This is a genomic window from Calothrix sp. CCY 0018 (assembly GCF_963920925.1).
Lineage (GTDB): Bacteria > Cyanobacteriota > Cyanobacteriia > Cyanobacteriales > Nostocaceae > Rivularia.
Map to the genome: position 1 here is coordinate 193,307 of NZ_CAWUDI010000006.1, position 22,782 is coordinate 216,088.

Genomic DNA, 22,782 nt, shown 5'->3' on the forward strand with positions numbered 1-22,782 from the left:
GTGCGGTTTTTGCTAGTCGGGAGCAGTGAAATTTCCGTACTATCGAAGGATAAATATTGTCCAGTCGAGGAGATAAATATTTTAACTCATAGCTTTTACAAAAGCCCCCCTTAAAAAAAAGGGGGGCGTTATATATTCTCTTCAGCCTGACTTCTAAATAGATTGAAAACCGCGTAATTTTCTTTTGTTTGTAGCTTTAATTGTATTTTTTTTGACTAACAACTAAGTATGCTACCCGAACTTCAATCTTCGCGATCGCTCCACTACTAAATAGTTGTTCCGTCTGCTATCACCGCATTTTTTAGTACAACTACAATACCGCTGCGGATATAGAAGCCTTGGTCTTCACGGTCGGCTTCCTCAACGTTATCTTTGTTGATAATTTTTACGTCACAACCGATGTGGGCATTTTTGTCAATAATGGCACGACGAACTGTAGTGTTTGCTCCGATACCTAAACTAACAGGACCGTCGCTACAGTCGGACTGACGTTCTGCATAAGGCTCGTAAAAATCCGATCCCATAATCAAGGTATCTTCGATATTGCATCCAGATTCAACGCGCGATCGCACTCCTAAAACGGAATTGACAATTCGGCAATCTTTGAGAATACAACCCTCGCCAACCATCGATTGTGATATCTGGCAATTTAATAGCTTAGAAGGAGGTAAATAACGAGAACGAGTGTAAATCGGCGCTTCTTCATCGTAGAAGCTAAAGGGTGGTTTGGGCTGCTGAGTTAATGCCAGGTTTGAGTCGTAAAACGCTTCGATGGTTCCAATATCTTCCCAATAGTCATCGAACAAGTAAGCTTGAATGTTGTAACTATCTAATGCACTAGGAAGAATTTCTTTACCAAAATCGGTTTGGTCTTTTGATTGTTTTAACAAATCGAGTAGAACTTGTTTTTTAAAGACATAAATCCCCATTGAGGCGATGTATGGCTTTTCTTTGGCTTGCTCTGCATCCAACCCAAGTACAGTTGTATCAACAGCCATTTTCTTTAAAGCTTCACCTTTGGGTTTTTCGCTGAAGCTTATAACTTTACCACTATCGTCAATTTTTATTAAGCCGAACTCGGAAGCGCCACGTTCCTTCATCGGAACCACGGATAAAGTAACATCAGCTCCAGTTTCGCGATGGCGTTGGACAAATTGGCGGTAGTCCATGCGATAGAGGTGATCGCCTGAGAGAATCAAATATTCATCTATATCGTCCCAGTCTTCAAAAAGCCACTGATACTGACGTACCGCATCAGCAGTACCTTGGAACCAGTTCGAGCTGCTTGGGGTTTTCTGGGGGGCAAGTACTTCTACGAAACCTTCTGTAAAACCAGCAAAGCTGTAAGTACGAGCCAGGTGACGGTTGAGGGAAGCCGAATTGAACTGCGTTAAAACATAAATTTTAAATATTTCTGAATTGATACAGTTACTAACCGGAATATCTATTAGGCGATATTTACCAGCTAACGGTACTGCTGGTTTAGCCCGGAACTTTGTTAGCGGATAAAGACGGGTACCCGCACCACCACCAAGAATAATACCTAAAACTTTTTTCATTGATATTTCTCCAGACTGCCTTGAAGCTTTCACTAATCAGTTTATGACTGTGTGTGACAGCTCGCACAGGGGGAATCAAAGATTAAGGTAAGTTAATGAAAACACTATACTGTAGTGAGAATAAGACTTTCGATAATTTTAGAGCAGAAAATAATGTATAAATTGACGTTACAAATTATCAAGTAACTACATTTTTACTATTCTAATCCCCGTTTAGCAAACGCAATTCCCCAGAAAGCTTCAGATACTTTACCCAGGGCTGTTCTGAAAGCTGAGAAACTGCATTCAGCGATAGTGTTGCCGTAAACACATCTCTTTTAGCCGTGATACCACTGATGCCTAAACCTTTTAAAACAGCAGTTGCTGTAGAATCGATAGTCGGTTCGACATGAATAAAAACTATTAAACAAGGTTTTGATTGGTCTTTAATTTTTTTCAGTGCCAATATCAGAGAGGTATCGAGCTTACTAAAGTTCATAAACTGGTTAATAAATTAGGGGGCAGGTAATAGTAATCTTACTTGCCCCTTTTTAAGCCTATCAAGTATAAAGTTGATTCCAATCCATCCTTGTGTAGACCTTAACTAAATTGATAGGCTTAAAAATACTGACCTATTGCGATCTTAATAAATTACAGATTTCGGGCGTTAATCAATCCGAAGCCCCACTTATTATCAAATTCTGCTTTTTGTTTTCCTGGAATCGAACTATTTTTGTAAAGCAATTCTTTCAAGGCTTCTGGATCGAGTTTGGGGTTGCGCTGCAATAGTAGTGCTACTAAGCCGGTAACAAAAGGTGTTGCCATACTCGTACCTGCTAATGCCACAAACTTAGAATTAATAATCATCGACCGATCCAAATCGGCATCGCTAGAAAGGGCTGAGACTATCATTGCTCCTGGTGCGGCAATATCCGGCTTTTGAGCGTCATTTCGTAAAGGCCCTTCACTACTAAACTCGGAAATAGTATCTAGCTCTAAGCCCATTTCCCGCTCTTTACCATCAATATCAATATATTTAGCCTTTGTAGTATACGAAGCAACTGTAACAGCACTTGCGGCGCATCCGGGAGAACCAATTTTCACCGAATCAGCGATACTTTTACCTGTAAAAAATACAGAACTTACATCATCTAAAGTCCAAACGTCTACACGGGTTTCTTTGGAAGATTTATTACGTAATCTTAACTGCCACACACCACCGGGTACGGGCTGATTGAATTGTCCGTCACCAGTACCGCGTATTTGCACGAAGAAATTGTAATCGCCGTTGATTGGATCTTTGCCCGGTGTGACTATTTCTACTTTTGCATCCGATAAGTTATATTCCTGTGAAGGATTATCGTCAGTAATAACTGGTTGGAAGGGTGTAACAAAACCGTTGGGACTCCGCACCGAAACTTCTAGTTCGGATTCTCGTGAATACCAACCGTTTAACCATACTATTCCTACCTGATTTAATGGTGCAGAAAAACGCATGGTACTCATGTCACCAGTGCTAACAATAGTTTGACCGTGAATATTGTCATTACCTTCGTTACCCGCAGCAGCGCAAACAATCCTTCCCGGACCAGTTTCAGCGTTGATAATTTTTGACAGAGAATCGGTACCATCATGACCGTCAGCGTGTCCGCCCAAGCTCAGATTCACTACTGCCGGAAGCCCCATTTCACCAGCTACTCGGAAAACATAGCGAACTGCATCAGCGATGTGAGCATCCTGTAAATCAGTTTTGACAATAATAAATTGCGCTTTCGGTGCAACCCCGCAAAATTCTTGATCGGAACCGCCAGCAATACCCGCGACGTGAGTACCGTGCCCGTCAGTATCAAGAGACATCGATAAATATTTGTCTTCGAGTTCGGCACCGTAACCACCTTCTGCAACTCCTTTACCGGATAATGTTTGATCCCAGACACGTAAAATACGTCCGGCGAAAGCAGGATGTGCCGTATCGATGCCGCTATCTATAACACCTATGACTACACCTTTACCGCTCAATTTCGAGTTTTTTTTCTGAAACTGCGGTAGCTCTACTTTCTGCGATGCAACATCCATGCGCCAATATAATTTTCGCGATGGCTTAATCCGCTCGATCGCTGGTTCTTCGGATAAACGATCTAAAGCTTCAATAGGTAAAAAAGCGGTTCTGACTTTACCTGTATTTTGATTGATCTCAATACCGTATTGTGATAGGTGGCTCAAGTCTGCTTGTTCGTCACAGTAGATAAAAACTACACTGCGAATTGGCTTCAAAGCACTTCTAGGAGCAACTATACCAAGCGAACGTTTGTGAGTTGTTAACGCTTGCCCTCCTTCTCTTTGATAGTCCTCATAAGCTAACAATATTCCGGGAGAAAGTTTTTCGTGTCTCATATTAACCTCTATTTAACTTTAAGTGCTGCAAGATTTTACCAGGATAAGTCGTTTAAATTAGATTCGCTACAAGTCTTTTTTGCGTTTAGTTATTCGATCAAACTATGACGATATTTTTCTACAATCAAAAAAAATAATTTGTAGTAAAAAATATGATTATATGTTCAACAAGCTAATAACTCCGCATTCCTTTGATCTATTTAAGGAATACATTAAGGAATACACAAATTGACTTGATGATTACAGATAATCGAATAAAATAATAACAGCAGTGGTAATCCGATGCGGATATTTTGCCCAAGGTTGAGCGTGTAGAGATTTTCCCCCTTCACCAGTGCAATAATCTTTCTGGCTTCTTGTAGGGTACGGCTAAGCTCAAGAAAACAACATCTTCGTGCTAACTTCTCTTCCCCAACTTTTTGCAAAACTTAATATAGAAAATTATTAATTTATAGCACGTCATCATGGCATAGGTTTAATACTTTTCTATCCATGAACGAGATGTCTTGCTAAGTCATTAGTGGGGTAATGTTTTTGTCAAAATAACTTCGGGCAAATGCCTTCTTCGCAATGCACAAATTCTTACTACTTCGAGCTATAGTTGCATCATTTTCATTTTAAAGTAATCGGAGCATAAAAACCCGAATAAAACAGTTACAAATACTACCTATTTTATCAAAAATATAATTATTACTTCAAAGCTATATTTACAGCAACTGCTTCATCAGCACTTTATTTAAAACTATTTATTTAGGATAAACCATTATCTATCCAGAGATATAGACTTCAGTATTTTCTCTATATACGGTAGTATAAGTTCTTTGGTATACTTCTTATTGAAGATTTTAATTAACTTACTCGGCTTGCGATTGAATTTGATTCAAACATAGTCAGGACTTACGCAACTTAGTTGTGTCTGTTTAATATGGCGATTCATCCTTAATTATTTAATTATTTCAATACCCGATTAACATAATTGCTTATATAAGACGGGGAAATAAATTTTCAACCTATTGAACGGAAATTAAATAATTGTTACAAAAATTAAAAAATAAGAATAATTGTACTTTAGTAGTTAGAATCCATGATATAGCGGTCTAATAAGAAAGAAATACTAATTAGAAACTTGTCTCTTTATATAAAAAACACAATTAAATAATTAATTAGTTGCGAGTTTGGTTAAACAAGAGATATAAAGTAGAATAACAATTAAAAGAATCGCGATCGCTATCTACAATTTTGTCATAGAAGATTTTGTTTGTAGCGTGAATATGATATTTTAATTATTTTAAATAGCGATTCATACAATATTAACGAAGCCAATTATGAATACTTCATAAAAATGCGTACAATTTCATAAAAAATATAGATAATGCAATTATCTATATACTAATAAGTTGATAGTAGCTTTCTTATAAAAGATTTTATTTAAGACGATCTAAATATAAATTTAAAGTATTTACCGCCATTAGAAAGTACCATGATGCTACTAATGGTTGGTTAACTTATCTGCTTGGAAGCGAGACTGGTGTGTTCTTACATGACAAAACATAAATTACAAACACTACTCAAGCTGAAAAAGGCAAATCGACAGGTTCATTGTCGAATTTCCCAAAATAATTTACTAGCAAGCTGCAACGATAAAATTGATCGGGTATCTCATATTTATAAAGAGATACTGTTTGAAACGGATAGTTCGGGAAGATGGACATTTCTTAGTCCAATGTGGAATGAATTAACTGGTTTTACTGTTGCACAAAGTATTGGAAGTAGTTTTCTTGATTACGTTCATCCTCACGACTATTTATATAATTTAGAATTATTTGAAATTTTCAAAGCACAACATATACAAGAAAGCGTATACAAAACTCGCTACAAAACTCTTTACGGCAATGCTTGTGCTGTAAAAATTCGTATGCGAACTTTGCTAGATAACCAAGGAGTGATGATTGGGACTTCTGGTAAGCTCGAATTTATTGATTTTGAAAGCCAGCCAGAGTATTATACAAACGAGCAAAATCAAATCAATAGTCAAGATGATGTAAAAGTGATTAGGGCAAATAATCAAGCTTATCTCGAAGCACTTATTAGTGTAGAAACTGTTTTGCAAACTTTTGATGGAAGCGATCAATGCTATGCAGAAATTCTGTCAATTTTAAGATTAGCTTATAACCCTAGTCGAATTTATATATGTGAAATACATCAATCTAAAGATGATTTATTAATAGATCAAAAAGCTGAGTTATACGACAGGGCAATTGTATCTCAAACCGATAAAATGCCCCTGCAAAATAAACAAATTGCAGAAGTTTTTCCGAATTTATCGCAGAGATTAGTACGAGGTGATATTGCTTGGAGCAATTTAACAGAAGTTAGTCTTGAAGAGCAAAGGTTTTTTGAAGCTAGAGGAATTTTTTCTATCTTACTTTTACCTTTTATAGTTAATGGTGAGTTTTTCGGTTTTATCGGATTGGAAAACTGTTTAGAAGGTAGAGTATGGCAATCAACAGAAATTACATTTCTACGAGCAACAGTTCTTGCTATCTCTCTTGCTTATAAAAACTTGATTACAAAAAAATCTTTACATAAAACTATTAAACAAGATCGAACTTTAAATTCAGAATTAGCTCAGGAACTCGATGGCGGTACCGTTAAATTGCAGCAAGAGATTGGTAAAAAGAAGTGCATACAGAAAGAATTGGAAAAATCCCTTTCTTTGCAAAAAACAATATTAGAAACTACTGCCGACGGTATTTTATTAGTAGATAGTAAAGGTTGCATTTCTGACTACAATCATAAGCTTGTGCAAATGTGGGGTATTCCTCAATCGCTAATCAAATCTGGTAATCATACACAAGTATTAGAATTCGTAACCAATCAGCTAAAAGACAACAAAGAATGTTTGATTTGTAGTTCGCAGCTAGAAGCTTATCCGGGTGCTGAAATTTACGATTGGATTGAATTTAAGGATGGTAGAACTTTCGAGCGTTATTCTCAACCGCAATACATTGGTGGTGAAATTGTGGGTAGGGTTTGGAGTTTTCGGGATATCAGCGAACGTTTTCAAGCAGAAGCGAAAATACTACATCAAGCTAATCACGATCTTTTAACCAATTTACCCAATAAAATGCAGTTTTGTGGAAGACTGCTGGAGTCTTTAATAAAAGCTAATTTGAGCAAAAGTAAAGTGGCTGTATGTTTTTTGGATTTAGATAGATTTAAAACTATCAACGAAACGTTAGGTCATAAAATCGGTGACAAATTATTACAAAGTGTTGCTCAACGTTTAAATAGGTGCTTGGGTTCGAGAGATATAATTGCTCGATGGGGGGGTGATGAATTCACTTTGCTCTTATCTGAGATTAGTGATGCGCGAGATGCTGCTCGTGTTGCCGAAGAAATCTTAAACGCTTTAAAACCAGCATTTTTGATTGACAATCATCTTTTACATATCAGCGCTAGCATAGGGATTGCTGTTTATCCCAACCATGCAAACGATGGAGAAACTTTAATTAAAAATGCCGATGCTGCATTAAATCACGCAAAATTGCAAGGAAGAAACCACTATCAAATTTATAATTCGACTATTAATTCTCAAGCTTCAGAGTTATTTAATTTAGAAAATAGCTTGCATTATGCTATGGAGCGAGATGAATTAAGATTGTATTACCAACCTCAAGTTGATATTACTACAGGAGAGATTTGTAAGTTTGAGGCTTTACTACGTTGGCAACATCCAAAATATGGGTTAATTTCTCCTGCCAAGTTTATTCCTATTGCCGAAGAAACTGGACTCATTGTACCTATGAGCGAATGGGTTTTAAAAACTGCCTGCGCTCAAAACAAAATTTGGCAAAAGATTTCGGGTAATCCATCTGTGCGAGTAGCGGTTAATTTGTCTGCAAGACAATTTCAGCAACCAGACTTAGTTGATACCGTGCGGCGTATATTAACAGAAACTCAATTATCTCCACAATATCTGGAGTTGGAAATTACTGAAAGCGCTGCGATGCAAAATGTTGCTTTCAGTAAAGACATTTTAACTGAATTATATGACATGGGTGTCTCTATATCTATAGATGATTTTGGCACCGGGTATTGTTCGTTTAATTATCTCAAACAGTTTCCGATTCACTGCTTGAAAATCGATCGCTCTTTTGTGAAAGATTTAACTAAGGATACGAACGATGCGGCTATAGTTACAGCAATGATTGCTTTAGCACATGGACTAAATCTTTCTGTTGTTGCTGAAGGTGTAGAAACCGAACAACAACGCAATTTATTACGAATTTTGGAATGTGAATTAATGCAGGGAAATCTTTTTAGCCCTGCTGTTTGCGCCCAAGAAGCTACAGAATTATTATTAAAATCCAAATCTCTATTGATTGATACCTCTGTTTTGGCAGCTTAGGAACAGTTATCAGTTATCAGTTAGGAGTTGCGAAAGTTGAAGGTTAAAGGTTGAAGGTTAAAGGTTAAAATTCTCCTTGTCCCCTTGTCCCCTTGTCTCCGCTCTACCTCATCTCCTCCGAGTCGAAATTCTAAAAATACTCGACTCTGGCATCAAAACCGCGACCGCGCAAAAATTGAGATTGTCTTTGTGCTTCCGAGCGCTGGTTATATTCTCCTGCGTTGACAAAATCTCCTAATCTGGATTTTCCAACTTGGGCTGTAGGTACGTACTCAAGTAGTTGATTGTAAATACCTGGATTTCGCAAAGGTACAACTATTACATAACGTTTATCGGCATTGCTAAATTCCAGTTTTTCCCAAGTTTCCTCGTCTACAAAGCCAGTTTCAGATAAGCTTTGATATCGTTGGAATGCAAGCAAGCCTTCTCTTGTTAAAGCACCGAAATAACCAGTGGGATTTGCTTTTAGTAATCCTAATTCCAGCAAACGCTTTTGCAGTTTTTCAACTCTGGGATTATTATCGCCGGGATAAATTGGCTCAAATTCCGAACCCCCTCCCATGCCTGCTCTACTACTTCTCAATACTTTAAGTATTTCTTGGGAAGTACGCTCATCTACATTTCCAGTCATGGGTAAACCGTAACTTTGCTGGAATCGCATTACAGCGTCTTGAGTCGATCTATCGTAAAATCCCGTAGGGTTTCCGTAAAAATAACCCAACTGCTTCAAATTTTCCTGTAAAGTCGTGACTTGAGAACCCCTGCTACCAATTGTGATAATACTAGGCGGTAAAGTCGGTATAGAACCTGTTGGCATAGAACCTGTTGGCATAGAACCTATTGGACTATTTACGATTCTGCCCCAAGTAACTGCATCTACGGCTCCAGTAATAGGAAGACGATTGTCTTGCTGAAATCGAACTACAGCATTTCTGGTAACTTGACCAAAATAGCCAGTAGGATTTCCACCAAAGTAATTTAAAGCCTTTAATCTCTGCTGTAGCTGTTGTACCCAGTCGCTTTCACAACCGATGCTAATAATTTCTCTTCTGTAATCGCAAAAACGGCCGGGAGGATTTCCATTTCCACTTTCTTCAGGTGAAATAACTTGTCGATCGAGCGCTAAACGTATTGCTCGTTGAGTTTGAGGCCCTACAACACCAATTGGATTTATGCCATTCTGTCTTTGAAAGTTAACAACTGCGTTTGTAGTTAGTTCGCGAAATAGACCCGTTACAGGGCCATTATAAACGCCCAAAGTTGTTAAATTCTGCTGCAACTCTCTTACAACAGCACCATCGCAACCGCTTTTAAGTTCTTGCTGACAAGTATTAGCAGAAATCTGAGTTTCACCCGTGCCACACCTGCGTTGTAATGCATCTGTGGTTTGAGGCCCAACTATTCCGATAGCAGATATTCTACTAGCTTGCTGAAATTTTTTTACAGCAGCTTCAGTCATCGGACCGAAATTACCATTTTCCGGGCCATTAAAATAACCCAATCTTTTTAAACAACTCTGAACGTTCTTAACTTGAGAATTATTATCTCCCCTCTTTAAAGCTAAAGCTTCGCTTGGGCTTCCTAATATCGTTAGAGTTGATACAACAGATATCAAAGGTAGAGCAAGTTTGCTATTATTAGACATTTTTTTCACGAATATCGGTAAATAACTTGAAATCAATAACGGGAACAGCCTCATTCTTGAAGGGTGTTTCCTCGACTAAATTTTGGTAATCAGAACCGATGTTTTTCATCGTTTTAAGTTAAATAAATTCCCTGCTATGGTATTCACCTCGCAGGAAGAATTTTTTTGCAGTTTATATGACTAGTTTTTGACAAACTACTATATAAGGGCGATTATTTACAAGATGCTGTTATCTATTTGATTTACCTGACTTCATTCAATATGAAACTGTCTACTATTACTAGCGATGTGTTTCTAAGACACTAAGTAAGTGGGTCAAATTAAATATAAAACCTCACCCTGCCTCCGCCTTCCCTCTCCTTAGTAAGGAGAGGGATTGAGAAGCCACTGCGTTGCGGAGGTTTCCGCAGTACGTAGCAAGTGGCGCGGTGAGGTCTTATCTTATATTTAATTACACCTACCTACTTAGTTCTACTATTAATCGCAACTGCGTTTCATTGTTCGCAGCTTGACTATTAAGGAATACTCAATACCGATGCAATTAACTATTGATATTTATGGTATTTTATGCACCCATACAAAATATACCAGATGTCATAATTAGGGATCAATCTAATCAAAGTAATTACACGTATGTTTCTGCGTAATAGATGTTTAAATTATACAGATAATGATTTTGTCATGTTGATGTAAATAATACTTTTTAAACTTTCAAATACAATCGTATTAAGTTTTATTTAAGTACGGCTAAATAAAATTATGAAATTATAATACTATAATTCTTACTTAACTTTTTAACTTTAATCGTTAACCCAATAAGCGGAGTCTCAACCTCGTCCAATGTATTTGTAGCCTGGTAACTATAAATGAAAATCAGCAACTGAACTCCGTGTAAAAGTGAGAGAATTTATTCTTCTACTTTTTTAGTATTACCTGCTTTTACCCAAGCATCTTTTCCACTACTTTCGATACGAATTTTCTGCCAAGTTTTATCATTGCTTAATTCCAAAACTATAACTTTTTCATTAAAGCCAATACCACCTAGACGTTCAGCATTAAGTTCTGGTTCCGCTCTTAGAATTAAACCTTGAGGCCAAGTTACTGTTGCAGGGTAAGCGCCCGGAGGTAGTGGCTTTTCTTGTTCTTCTGATGGCGAATTTGTAGGAGTCGGCTTTGGTTTTGGAGCAGTTGTTGTTCCAGGAGTAGGAGTTTTCGCAGCTTGCGCTTTCACAGCAGCTTTATCATTAGAAAAAACAGGTTTGGGAGGAGCGATCGAAGTTCGATTCATAAAATAAATCGCCAGTGCTGCACCACCACCCACTAAAATAGCCATCGCTAATAAAACACCAAGTATTGTTTTTAGTATGTTAGACAACACAGTAACTACCTCTTATCAAAAGTTAGGTTATGAAGTTATGAGTGAAAAATTATAACTCTTAAATATTAAATTCTCAACGATTAAGAGTAGGGCAAGGAGTTAAGAGTTAGGAGTTAAGAGTTATAAATTTTTATTTTGGATTTTGGATTTTGAGTACACTGCGTTGCGGAGCTTCCCTCCTTTGTAGCAAGTGTACGGGATTTTGGATTGAATATCTTTAATTAAGAGTTGAAAATATTTTTCTAAAGAGTTAGGAGCTAGAAATTTTGATTTCTCCCCATCCCCCCATCCTCTTCCTACTGCAACTGTTGTTGAATCCTGTCACTCAAAGGATTGTGTTTGGATGCCAGACGTGCCCTTCCCGAAGCAGCCCACTGCCGCAGCTGCTCGATTTTTTCTTGAGCGGTTCTGGCTAAGGGTATGATTTGACTGGCGGCTTCTAAAATATCGTCTGTAGTAAAGTCGCGGTTTTGGCTAAAGCCGATGTGCATGGCTTCGATTAATGTTTGCTCGATTTCAGCACCAGAAAAATCGGGTGTTTCGTAAGCTAATCTTTCAATGTCGTATTCTTTGATATTATGGGGGCGCAATCGCGATAAATGTACGTTGAAAATGGCTTTTCTTTCTTCTTGAATAGGTAAACCGACGAAGAATATTTCATCAAATCTACCTTTACGCAATAATTCCGGCGGTAATTCTTGGATTTCGTTGGCAGTCGCAACTACAAATACGGGTGAGGTTTTTTCTGCCATCCAAGTAATAAATGTACCAAAAACTCTACTAGTAGTTCCCCCGTCGCCTTTGCTACCAAGTCCGGAAAAGGCTTTGTCTATTTCATCTATCCACAGGATACAAGGTGAAAGAGCTTCGGATACCTGTATCATTTGACGGGTGCGCGATTCCGATTCACCTACCAAACCGCCAAATAATCTTCCCACATCCAAACGCAGTAAAGGTAAATGCCAATGATGGGCGATCGCTTTTGCAGTTAATGATTTACCTGTGCCTTGAATTCCTACCAGCAGCAAACCTCTGGGATGGGGTAAACCATATTGTCTGGCTTTTTCGCTGAAGCCACCACCTCTTCTTAATAACCAATCTTTGAGATTATCCAATCCACCAATATCGGAAATTTGTTCTGTAGCGGGGATAAAATCGAGGATTTGAGTTTGACGGATAGTTTGACGCTTTTCCTGTAAAACTAATTCCACATCTTCCGATTGTAATTCTCCACGAGCGGCGATCGCTCTTGACAAAACGCGCCGAATGCGTTCCATACTCAAGCCTTGAGCGGAACGAACTAATTCATTTAAAACTTGATTTGGTAGGGAATTATTAGTTGCGCTTAATAGTCTTTCAATTTCGGTTTGTATTTCTGCTGCATTCGGTAAAGCGAATTCTACCACCGTTAACACTTCTGTTAAATCGTCGGGAATTGCAACACGGGGGGAAAGTATAACAATATTTTTTGGTTGCGATTTTAATAAACGGGCTAGATTGCGGAGTTTGCGGGAAATTGCCACATCATCTAAAAACCGATGAAAATCCCGAAGAATTAGTACAGCAGGTGCGGAAGCGTGTAATTTTTCTACAAATTCCAAAGCTTGTAACGGGTTGCGTCTGCCAAAACCCGCATCGTTAGGATTGCCTTGATAACCATCTACAAAATCCCAAGTGTATACCTGACGATTACCTTGATTGCTGGCTTCTTCCCGAATTACGGCTTCTAAACGCTCTTCTTCCTGAGTGGGAATATAAATTAAAGAGTAGCGAGCGCGTAATAGTAGTTTAAACTCTTCGCGGAATGTCATAGTTGTTTTTTTAAGTGGTTTATTTTATTGTTCCGGTTTTTATTACGTTTGTTAAATAAGAATGATTAACTACTGAGATGCGGAGGGCGCAGAGGAATTTGAGAGCGGTTTTAAATTTATCAGCTAAAAATCTCGATATATCTTCTTTATTCGTTGGGATGACTTAGATTTATGAGACGTAGCAGTGCTACGTCTCTACATTAGTTATTTGTTAGGAATTATTATCTAGCCAGATGGTTAAATCATTTTGGTTGGAAAAATCTAACAGTGCTTCTCCTAAGTCTTCTAATTGGGTAGTGGATAAAGCTTGAATTTTTTGTTGCGTTTCTGAATTCAAGTTACTAATACGACGGTTAAGTAAACGCATGGTGTATTGCAATGCTTCTTGTTTCTTACCTATTTGCTCTCCTCGTTGGATAATATCTTGGTAAATCACTGATTCTTGCATAATTTCCTCTCGAAATAGTTGATTAATTAAATTTCGATCAAATCGTAATCCGGCTAAGATTTGGGTGCAGGCTGATATATTTTTTTGTTCTTCGCTTTCTTCAATCATATCTACCGCATTTGCAACTTGCTGTAATAAGCTTTCGGGTGAATTGCTTTTTGCTAATGCTGCAAGCGGTAAAAGTGCTGGGTTATTTAGTAAAGGTGCGGAATCTTCTTCCCATAAGCGAATCACTCGATATTTGTGACGGGTGTTTCTATCTACATATTCCGTTTTGAAAACCATTTCCGAGTTGCTCGGTTGCAGGAAGATTATTACTTGTTCGATGTCACACCAGTATATTTGTTTTAATCTGATGTAGTAATTGAGCATTCGGAAGTCTAGCGGTGGTGTTGATTTTGGTTGAGTTTGAAATTCTATGTGTAAAATTTGGTTGGCATTTTTCAGAAATGTCACCGAATCAGCGCGAATTGGTTCGAGGTTGAGTTCGGTTTTGAGTACTTGCATATCTGAAGTATCGGTGGAGAGCAGCCATTTCGCGAACTCTGTGGGGTAGGTTTCGGCGAGGTATTTGCAGGTATTGTCGTAAGCCAAGAGTCAGTTAACAATTATCAATGGACAATTTTAATATTTCATGTTTTGTAGGGTGCGTGACGGTTACGGTAATTTATCACCTATAACGTGCAGGATTTTAAATTACCGTCACGCACCATCTTGTTGAAAGCATCATTACTAGCTTCTCAGTAATTTTCCGGAATTATCAGCAATATTACTGAATGATTTTTATAGTAACTTTGCTACTTACTGCTTGTATTTACCTATGAACGAACAGCGTCAAGATGCTTACATTGATATTGAATCTTCTTTGCAAGCGCAGATAGAAGAATTAAGCGACGAAGATTTACAAGCTTATGTGCAGTTTTTGACAGAAATTTTGCAAGCAACGGAAGAAAGCAACGGTGATGCGGAAGTTGTGTACCCGCTATTTGCTGCAAATACAGATAAACTCGATAGTATTTTCGCTGAAATATTGCGAGCTTGGGCAACAAATAAGTTTGAGGAAGCAGAAGCGGGTGTCGTACTATATATTGCAGTAGCTATTAGTTATTTTAGTAGTTTGATTGCACAATTTCCTCTGGGTGATAAAGCTAGCAATATAGAAATTGCTGTTGCTAGTTGTGAGACTCTTCTCAAAGTATTTACTCGCGAAGCTTTTCCCCAACAATGGGCTGCGACGCAAAATAATTTAGCTCTAGCTTATAGTGACAGAATCAAGGGTGATATTGCCGAAAATATTGAAAAAGCCATTCAATCATACAATGCTGCATTGCAAGTTAGAACCTGTGAAGCTTTTCCCCAAGATTGGGCATTCACTCAAAATAATTTAGCTACTGCTTATAGTCAAAGAATAAAGGGTGATATTACCGAGAATGTTGAAAAAGCCATTCAATCATACAATGCTGCTTTGCAAGTCTACACCCAGAAAGCTTTCCCCCAAGATTGGGCAGGTACTCAAAATAATTTAGGCACAGCTTACAGGGAGAGAATCAAGGGTAGTATTGCCGAAAACATTGAAAAAGCTATTACTGCATACAATGCTGCTTTGCAAGTCTACACCCAGAAAGCTTTTCCCCAAGATTGGGCATTCACTCAAAATAATTTAGCCGCTGCTTACAGTCAAAGAATCAAGGGTAATATTGCCGAAAATATTGAAAAAGCTATTGCTGCATACAATGCTGCTTTGCAAGTCTACACCCAGAAAGCTTTTCCCCAATATTGGGCATTTACTCAAAATAATTTAGCTGCTGCTTACAGTCAAAGAATCAAGGGTGATATTGCCGAAAATATTGAAAAAGCTATTGCTGCATACAATGCTGCTTTGGTAGTCTTTACCCAGCAAGCTTTTCCCCAATATTGGGCAGGTACTCAAAATAATTTAGCTGCTGCTTACAGGGAGAGAATCAAAGGTGATATTGCCGAAAATATTGAAAAAGCTATTGCTGCATACAATGCTGCATTGCAAGTTTACACCCAGCAAGCTTTCCCCCGAAAATGGGCGATGACGCAAAATAATTTAGCTATGGCTTACAGTCAGAGAATCAAGGGTGATATTGCTGAAGAAAATATTAAAAAAGCTATTGCTGCATACAATGCTGCTTTGGTAGTCTTTACCCAGCAAGCTTTCCCCCAACAATGGGCTACAACGCAAAATAATTTAGCTGCTGTTTACAGGGAGAGAATCAAAGGTGATATTGCCGAAAATATTGAAAAATCTATTCAATCATACAATGCTGCTTTGCTAGTATTTACCCAGCAAGCTTTCCCCCAACATTGGGCGATGACGCAAAATAATTTAGGTATGGCTTACAGCTACAGAATTAACGGAGATATTGCCGAAAATATTGAAAAAGCTATTGCTGCATACAATGCTGCATTGCTAGTTAGAACGCAGCAAGCTTTCCCCCAACAAAATACAAAAACTTTATTAAACCTGGGAATGGTTTACCAAGACACAAGTAGATTTACTCTTGCTTACAATGCCTATGAATCAGCGATCGCCACAATAGAATTATTACGTGGCGAAATTATTTCCGGTGAAGAAAGTAAGCGCAAACAAGCCGAAGAATGGAATCAACTTTATCTACATATGGTGGAAGTTTGTTTGCATTTGAAAGAAGAAACCCTAGCGCTAGAGTATATCGAGCGCAGCAAAACCCGTAACCTAGTCGAACTTATTCTCGATCACGATCGCAAAACTATCTTCCCCCCAAACGTAGTTACTCAACTCGAACAACTCCGAGATGAAATAGCCAAAGGACAATATCAAATCCAAAATAGTACAGCCGAAAATCCTACAGCTTTAGCCCAACACCTTCAGGAATTACGACAACAGAAGAAGAGTTTAGAAGATAAATATTTACCTGTTGGTTCAAGTTTCAGCTTCAAAGAATTCCAAAAAGATTTAGACAAAAATACAATAGTTATTGAATGGTATATTACCAATACAAGCTTAGAGACTTTTATTATTACCTCTGATAATCTTCAAAGATTCAACTCATTTATATCTGCGGATAATTCCAAAGCTTTTGCCGATTGGAATTTCAATTATTTGAATGCATACTATAACAATAAAACCGAGTGGATAAATAGTCTCCCTTCTAGACTCACTCAACTTGCTCAAATCTTAAATATAGAAGAAATTCTCCAGCTAATACCACAAAATTGCTCCCACCTAATTCTCATTCCCCATCGCTACCTACATTTATTCCCACTTCACGCACTACCTTTAACTAATGGTAGTTTCTTATGCGATAAATTTTCAGATGGTGTAAGTTATGCTCCCAGTTGTCAACTATTACAACAAGTAAATTTACGACAAAGAGTTGATTTCAAATCCCTATTCGCTATTCAAAATCCTACAGAAGATTTAGACTACACAGATTTAGAAGTAGAAATAATTTCCTCGCTATTCGCTGACAAAGAAATATTATCTAAAAAACAAGCTACTCAAACCGCTTTATCTCAAGCTTCATCGCAAATACAACAAGCAAATTATCTGCACTTTTCCTGTCACGGTAAATTTAACTTAGATGTACCTCAAGATTCTTGTTTGCTCTTAGCTGGTGCAGTTGAAAATGATAAATTAGATTTGAGTAAATGCTTGACTTTAGGTAACTTATTTGAACGAGATTTTAATCTTAATCAATGTCGTCTTGTCGTGCTTTCTGCTTGCGAAACTGGTTTAATTGATTTCCAGAATACCAGCGACGAATACATTGGTTTACCCAGCGGTTTCTTATATGCTGGTAGTTCTAGTGTAGTAAGTAGTTTATGGACGGTAAACGATTTATCAACGTCTTTTCTAATGATTAAATTTATCCAAAATCTAAAGGATGTAGAAAATGTTTCTGTACCAGTTGCCTTAAATAAAGCTCAAACTTGGCTGAGGGAAGCAACCAAAGAAGATTTACAGAAATGGGCGAGTGATTTACCTTTAGATAGCACGAAGAAGGGAAAAATACGTCGTCAGCTTAGAAATAATACTGTAGAAAAACCATTTCATTCACCTTTTCATTGGGCTGCATTTACTGCTGTTGGAAAATAGGAGGATAATTAATATGATGTCTGATTATGAAGTCACTGTTAACAATTTCATCCATTTACTCAAAACTAAGCCTAGCTTATTTTCAAAGGAAGAAAATACGAAGTTAGCTCAATTGCTTAATTCTCAATCTGATGATATTCAATCTCTTTCTAATACGATTTCAGATTGGTGTGAGAAACATCCCCAAGTCGATGATGCTTTAGCAGAACTTGAGGATATCACACAAAGAGCGCCTGGAACTACTAAAGTTAATTCTAATATTCCTAAATATGAACTTGATAAAAAAACTTTAATTAATGCTATTCAACAAAGTTGTGCTAATGCTAATGCTAAGGATAAGGATAAAAAGAATAAATAGCAAAAGTTAATTTGTAAATCATATAGCCCACCTGCGGTTGCGAACCGCAGGCTAACAGCAAAAGTCTTATAAATAAGACTGAAAAAAGCTCATGGTACACCATTTATAATCAAAATGGATTATTCAACAGCAAAGGTAGCGTATCCCAAACTTACCCTCTACGCTTTTCATCTACGTCAAAATCTAGCTCAAAATCCCGAACAATTCGTTGAAAATTCCAATCACCTATGGCAGAAATGTCAGGAAATTGGTCACAAATTAGGTATCCCAAAACTAGAAAATTTATCAACGTCTGAAAATCAACAAATATCAAATGATAAGATTATAAGTTTTACAGCTATTAAACATAATAATAATCTTCATTTAAGCGGAGAAATTAATCGTTTACTAATTCACGATACTTATGCTCTAGATTTAACTTTTCGTTATCCACATTCAAAAGTACAACTTTCTAATTTAAAAGGATTAAATCAAGACAATTGCTTACTTCCAACTAATATAAATGCTTCTCTCGGACAAACTTTAGTATTATTTGCTCAAGCTGTAGAAAAAATTAACCATGAGAAAGCTTTCGCTGATGCTTGCCTAAAAGCTTTAATGACTGAAGCTGAATTCCATAAATTAAACCTTTCATGTCACGGAAAAGGAAAATTATTAAATAGTTCGATATTTGAATATAATAATAATGCTGATTCTCCTGAAAATCAGTGTCATATTTTAATTTGGTTAAATACAAATCAACAAACTACCGATTTAGCAGAAGCTGGAGAATACTATTATCCTTTAATTGTTCTTCTAAACTGTCGCAGTAAAATTATTTATGCTCGTTCGGAATCTCGTTGGTGTTATCAACAAGCTCGGAAAGAGTACAGTCAATTAGAAGCTAAAGTTAATCAATTTAATATAATCAAAGATAAATCAGTTGATTCTAAATTAAAAGAATTTAATCAATGGCTGAATGAAGTGCCCGAAATTTATTTTAATTATGCTCGCTATTTAAGAGATTTGCAATTACAGAAAAATACTATTATAACTAACGTAAAAAACTATAAATTATATCTTGACAAAATCAAAGCAATCTCTAATCAAGATGATTTAGAATTTTTATCCAGCTTCCTGGAGTTAGCTGAAGATACTTTTATAGAACAAATTAATACAGACTTAGCTTATCTTACACCCGCTCAAAGTCTTTTCGAGCAATTCATTGAGTCAATTCGCGGTATTGTCGAAATCAAACAAACTAAGCGCGAACGCAATCTCAATAACACAATACAAATACTCGGTATCGGCTTTGGTGGTGGTGCGATTGTTTCTGGTGTTGTCACGCAACATATTGATAAAATCAATCAACCTTTAGCAACTATATCTCCAAATAATCCACCACATCCGTTTTATGCTTCTTTATTTATAAGTTTCGCTGCAACTTTATTTTTTGCTTTTATAGGTTGGCTGATAACTAAATGGAAAAACAGGTAATTAATTAAGTCTTTATTCAAAACTAAGCGATCAAAAATCGCCGTGGATGCGGCGACTTTACTTTAAATTCAGGTTTCTAGAATATTCTTTACTGCTGGTTATTGTTCACCTCTTTCTCTTTGCAAAACCCGCAACTCTTCAATTGATAACCCGGTGAGTCTAGATATATCTTCTAAAGCCATGCCAGTGTTAAGTAGATTGATAGCGACTTCAGCTTTACCTTCAGCCTTACCTTCTGCTCTACCTTGTGCCTTACCTTTTTCTTCTCCTTCTTGCAAGATTTCTTGATAAATGGGTGATTCGCGCATAATATCTGACCTCAAAATTCTTTTAATCAAGTCTTTATTCAATACTAAACCAGCTAAAATCGCTGTGGATGCAGCGACGTTGCTTTGAGTGCGGTTGTCGGAAATTTCGTTTATCTCGCTGGCAACTTGGTTTAATAAATTCTCAGGATTTAGGGTATTACTCAAAACGGCGAATGGCAGTAAACCGGGATTTTCTAGAAATATTTCGGCTGGTTGTTCCCACAATCGAATGATTTCAAATTCGTGACGGGTACGAGTCAACGTAAAACTGTTTTGATAAACTAATTCTGAATTTGTCCGGTTAAGGTAAATCACAAATTGATGCATTTCCTTTTCTGGGAAGCGACGATAGCCTCGCAATCGGTAATCTATCATCCGGAAAGGAATCTTGGGATCTGGTTGAGTTTGGAACTCAATATGCAAGATTTTGTCATCTGACTGAAGAAGTATCAACGCATCGGCTCGAATGGGTTCGAGTGAAAGTTCTTTCGGACTAAGTTCGGTTAGGTTGATGGGTTCTCCCAATAGCCAATTAGCAAAGTCGCTAGAAAAGTTTTCAGCTAAAAATTTACAGATATTGTCAAACATTCAGCAATTTTACCAGGCAAGGTTGACTTGTTTGTCTAAATATTTTTGAGTAAAAAAGCTACAAATATTTTTATTTTTAGTCGTCGCTCTCAGTATTTTAAAACACTTTGTATCCGCTTATATGTCCTTAAAATTGTGCTGCAAAAATTTAGCTATAATTTCATATATATAAAAAGCAAGTAATGACAATTACGCTATTTTTTCACCATAAAAAGTCTATTTGACTAAATATTTAAACAATTCTATCTTTAATAAAGTAATTTAGATAACCCTTGTTTATTACTTGTCAAAGTAATTTACTTTTAAAGCTAAAAATGTAGCTTTTTTACTAGAAATTACTATAAATAACGGAATAAAATAATACATCTAAGCAAGAGGTAGGTTAGCGCTTATGTACCCAACCCCAGAACAACTTGCACAGGACGAAACTACTCCACCCGATAAGTTGAGGATTCTTGCATATGAAAGTGTAGAACTTGAAAGATTAGTAGCGACGAATCCGAGTGCCGAACCGGAGTTATTGCGGGAGTTAGCATCAAGTGAAGATAAGGCTACCCGCGAAAATGTGACTACAAATCCGAATACACCAACAGATGTACTGCTGAAATTAGCGGGGGATTTTCCTCGTCAATTTTTCTCAAATCCGGTTTTGTCCTTATTAATGTTAGAAAATCCGAATTTAGCAACAGATATATCATATTGGTCTTTGTTGAAACTGTTAAAACAAGATGATGCGCCAGAATGGTTTTTGGCTTGTGCTGCAATGCACGCGAATTCCTTGGTATTGGAAGCTGTAGCTAAACATAAACAAGCAACAGAAGCGATTTTGGTTCAGCTGGCAATTAAGAGTAGGTACGATCCAGAATTGGGTTTATGTATTGCACAACGCAAAGATGTATCGCAAACAGTTTTAGAAAAGTTAGCGGAGCATGGTGCGGGTTCGGTTCGCTTACATTTAGCTACATACCCAAAAACTCCTGTGAAGGTTTTGGAAATTTTAGTCGAACATCCAGAACCGAATTGGAATTTAAGGGTAGCTATTGAAACAAATATTGCCAAAAATCCCAACACTCCGCTAAATGTTCTTGAAGCTTTGATAAAAGTTCCATATACCAAAGTCAAAAGTGCGATCGCTAAACGTTCCGATCTAACCAAGCATCTGATAATCGAATTGGCAATGGATTATCGGGTGCATACGATGAATTTTTTGCCTCAAAATCCTCACATCCCTCTTCTTTGGTTGGAGGAAATGGCAGAGCATCCGATTGAACGGGTGCGTCAAATGGTGGCAAGGCATCCGAATACACCACCGCATTTACTAGTACAAGCGGCAAACAATTTGGAACTACGTCAATTTGTCGCGGAAAATCCCTGTACCCCTCCAGAAGTTCTTGAAGAATTGGCAATGGATGCCAGAGGAGATATCCAGGCTGCTGTAGCCAGGAATGCCAAAACTCCAGGTTACGTCTTGGAAATATTAGGCAGTACTCCGTTTCATGACTTGTTGTTAGCGCGTCATCCCCATACTCCAAGTTCTACTTTGCAAAAAATAATGTGGCGTTTGGCATTAGATGAACGTTTATCTGTTCGCAAATATGTAGCCCAGCACAATCATGCACCAGTGTCAATTCTGATTCAGTGGGCAAAAAGTTCGCCGGAATTACGTCCGTGGGTTGCTTCAAATGCTCGCACTCCATCCCGGATTCTAGAAGAACTTGCTAAAGATACATCCAAAGATGTGCGTTATGGCGTGGCAAGAAACACCAACACTCCCCCCCACATATTAAAAAAGCTGGCTGAAGATTGGCGGTTAGAAGTGCGTCAAGCTGTGGCCAAAAATCCTCAAACACCCGGAGATGTTTTAGAGATTTTAATTAAAGATTGGCATTTGCGGTCATTTATTGCTCAAAACCCCAACACCCCAGCCACAGCCTTAGAGCAACTTACGCAATTCTTCCGATACGACTGGTATATAGTTCAACATCCCAACACCCCACCCAAATTGCAACAAAGATTATTAGAAGAATTTTCTACCAGCGTAGTCGAAACCGAAAGGCTCTTTGTAGCAAGACATTCAGCCACACCCGTAGAAATTTTAGAGCATCTTGCCCAGGATGAAGACCATGTTGTTTCCAAATCTGCAAAGCGCTCCTTGAGGAAGAGAGGGGGAGATGGGGGGATGGTAAGCCACTGCGTTGGGCGGGTTCCCCGACTTGTAGCAAGTGGCGCAACCCGGAGGGGGGGACAAGGAGACAAGGGGAAGATAATCCTAATTCCTAATTCCTAATTCCTAATTCCTAATTCCTAATTCCTAATTCCTAA

Annotated in this window: 13 protein-coding genes; 5 read left to right on the forward strand and 8 right to left on the reverse strand. The window is 37.6% G+C overall.

Annotated elements, in window-relative coordinates; genetic code table 11:
• Positions 1-266: 266 nt before the first annotated feature.
• From ACM03V_RS06615 to ACM03V_RS06625, 3 genes are all read right to left on the reverse strand, one after another.
• Complete coding sequence (locus ACM03V_RS06615) at positions 267-1,559, reverse strand: glucose-1-phosphate adenylyltransferase (protein WP_414619966.1); 1,293 nt, start codon at positions 1,557-1,559, stop codon at positions 267-269.
• Between the two features lie 202 nt (positions 1,560-1,761).
• Positions 1,762-2,037, reverse strand: coding sequence for a hypothetical protein (locus tag ACM03V_RS06620; protein WP_414619967.1), 276 nt, complete (start codon positions 2,035-2,037; stop codon positions 1,762-1,764).
• 152 nt (positions 2,038-2,189) lie between these two features.
• Positions 2,190-3,932 (reverse strand): S8 family peptidase, encoded by a 1,743-nt coding sequence (locus ACM03V_RS06625; protein ID WP_414619968.1) that lies wholly within the window; start codon positions 3,930-3,932, stop codon positions 2,190-2,192.
• A 1,540-nt stretch (positions 3,933-5,472) separates the two neighbouring features.
• Between ACM03V_RS06625 and ACM03V_RS06630 the strand changes: the two genes are divergently transcribed.
• Entirely contained in the window at positions 5,473-8,343 is a 2,871-nt protein-coding gene (locus ACM03V_RS06630; RefSeq protein ID WP_414619969.1) for an EAL domain-containing protein, read from the forward strand.
• Positions 8,344-8,473: 130 nt separating this feature from the next.
• On the opposite strand, the gene ACM03V_RS06635 is transcribed toward ACM03V_RS06630, so the two are convergent.
• From ACM03V_RS06635 to ACM03V_RS06650, 4 genes are all read right to left on the reverse strand, one after another.
• Positions 8,474-9,988 carry a peptidoglycan-binding domain-containing protein gene (locus tag ACM03V_RS06635; RefSeq protein WP_414619970.1) on the reverse strand — a complete coding sequence of 505 codons (1,515 nt, stop codon included), beginning with the start codon at positions 9,986-9,988 and terminating at the stop codon, positions 8,474-8,476.
• A 907-nt stretch (positions 9,989-10,895) separates the two neighbouring features.
• A complete protein-coding gene (locus ACM03V_RS06640; protein ID WP_414619971.1) occupies positions 10,896-11,366 on the reverse strand; it encodes an SH3 domain-containing protein in 471 nt (156 codons plus the stop codon).
• Positions 11,367-11,662: 296 nt separating this feature from the next.
• Complete coding sequence (locus ACM03V_RS06645; protein ID WP_414619972.1) at positions 11,663-13,177, reverse strand: AAA family ATPase; 1,515 nt, start codon at positions 13,175-13,177, stop codon at positions 11,663-11,665.
• 211 nt (positions 13,178-13,388) lie between these two features.
• Positions 13,389-14,219, reverse strand: a complete 831-nt coding sequence (locus ACM03V_RS06650; RefSeq protein ID WP_414619973.1) for an Rpn family recombination-promoting nuclease/putative transposase — start codon at positions 14,217-14,219, stop codon at positions 13,389-13,391.
• Between the two features lie 226 nt (positions 14,220-14,445).
• On the opposite strand from ACM03V_RS06650, the gene ACM03V_RS06655 reads away from it, so the two are divergent.
• The 3 genes from ACM03V_RS06655 (at position 14,446) to ACM03V_RS06665 (ending at position 19,564) form a co-directional block, all read left to right on the forward strand.
• A complete protein-coding gene (locus ACM03V_RS06655; RefSeq protein WP_414619974.1) occupies positions 14,446-17,730 on the forward strand; it encodes a CHAT domain-containing protein in 3,285 nt (1,094 codons plus the stop codon).
• A gap of 13 nt (positions 17,731-17,743) precedes the next feature.
• Positions 17,744-18,088 carry a hypothetical protein gene (locus ACM03V_RS06660; RefSeq protein WP_414619975.1) on the forward strand — a complete coding sequence of 115 codons (345 nt, stop codon included), beginning with the start codon at positions 17,744-17,746 and terminating at the stop codon, positions 18,086-18,088.
• A 114-nt stretch (positions 18,089-18,202) separates the two neighbouring features.
• Entirely contained in the window at positions 18,203-19,564 is a 1,362-nt protein-coding gene (locus tag ACM03V_RS06665) for a hypothetical protein (protein WP_414619976.1), read from the forward strand.
• A 98-nt stretch (positions 19,565-19,662) separates the two neighbouring features.
• Here the strand turns inward: ACM03V_RS06665 and ACM03V_RS06670 are convergent, their stop codons facing one another.
• Positions 19,663-20,460, reverse strand: a complete 798-nt coding sequence (locus tag ACM03V_RS06670; RefSeq protein WP_414619977.1) for an Rpn family recombination-promoting nuclease/putative transposase — start codon at positions 20,458-20,460, stop codon at positions 19,663-19,665.
• Between the two features lie 391 nt (positions 20,461-20,851).
• On the opposite strand from ACM03V_RS06670, the gene ACM03V_RS06675 reads away from it, so the two are divergent.
• Positions 20,852-22,747, forward strand: a complete 1,896-nt coding sequence (locus ACM03V_RS06675; protein ID WP_414619978.1) for a hypothetical protein — start codon at positions 20,852-20,854, stop codon at positions 22,745-22,747.
• Positions 22,748-22,782: the final 35 nt, after the last annotated feature.

Coding starts and splice junctions, on each gene's coding strand:
- ACM03V_RS06655 (WP_414619974.1), top strand. CDS start 14,446: ATGAACGAACAGCGTCAAGATGCTTACATTGATATTGAATCTTCTTTG.
- ACM03V_RS06615 (WP_414619966.1), bottom strand. CDS start 1,559: ATGAAAAAAGTTTTAGGTATTATTCTTGGTGGTGGTGCGGGTACCCGT.
- ACM03V_RS06670 (WP_414619977.1), bottom strand. CDS start 20,460: ATGTTTGACAATATCTGTAAATTTTTAGCTGAAAACTTTTCTAGCGAC.
- ACM03V_RS06620 (WP_414619967.1), bottom strand. CDS start 2,037: ATGAACTTTAGTAAGCTCGATACCTCTCTGATATTGGCACTGAAAAAA.
- ACM03V_RS06630 (WP_414619969.1), top strand. CDS start 5,473: ATGACAAAACATAAATTACAAACACTACTCAAGCTGAAAAAGGCAAAT.
- ACM03V_RS06645 (WP_414619972.1), bottom strand. CDS start 13,177: ATGACATTCCGCGAAGAGTTTAAACTACTATTACGCGCTCGCTACTCT.
- ACM03V_RS06675 (WP_414619978.1), top strand. CDS start 20,852: ATGTACCCAACCCCAGAACAACTTGCACAGGACGAAACTACTCCACCC.
- ACM03V_RS06665 (WP_414619976.1), top strand. CDS start 18,203: ATGGATTATTCAACAGCAAAGGTAGCGTATCCCAAACTTACCCTCTAC.
- ACM03V_RS06625 (WP_414619968.1), bottom strand. CDS start 3,932: ATGAGACACGAAAAACTTTCTCCCGGAATATTGTTAGCTTATGAGGAC.
- ACM03V_RS06635 (WP_414619970.1), bottom strand. CDS start 9,988: ATGTCTAATAATAGCAAACTTGCTCTACCTTTGATATCTGTTGTATCA.
- ACM03V_RS06660 (WP_414619975.1), top strand. CDS start 17,744: ATGATGTCTGATTATGAAGTCACTGTTAACAATTTCATCCATTTACTC.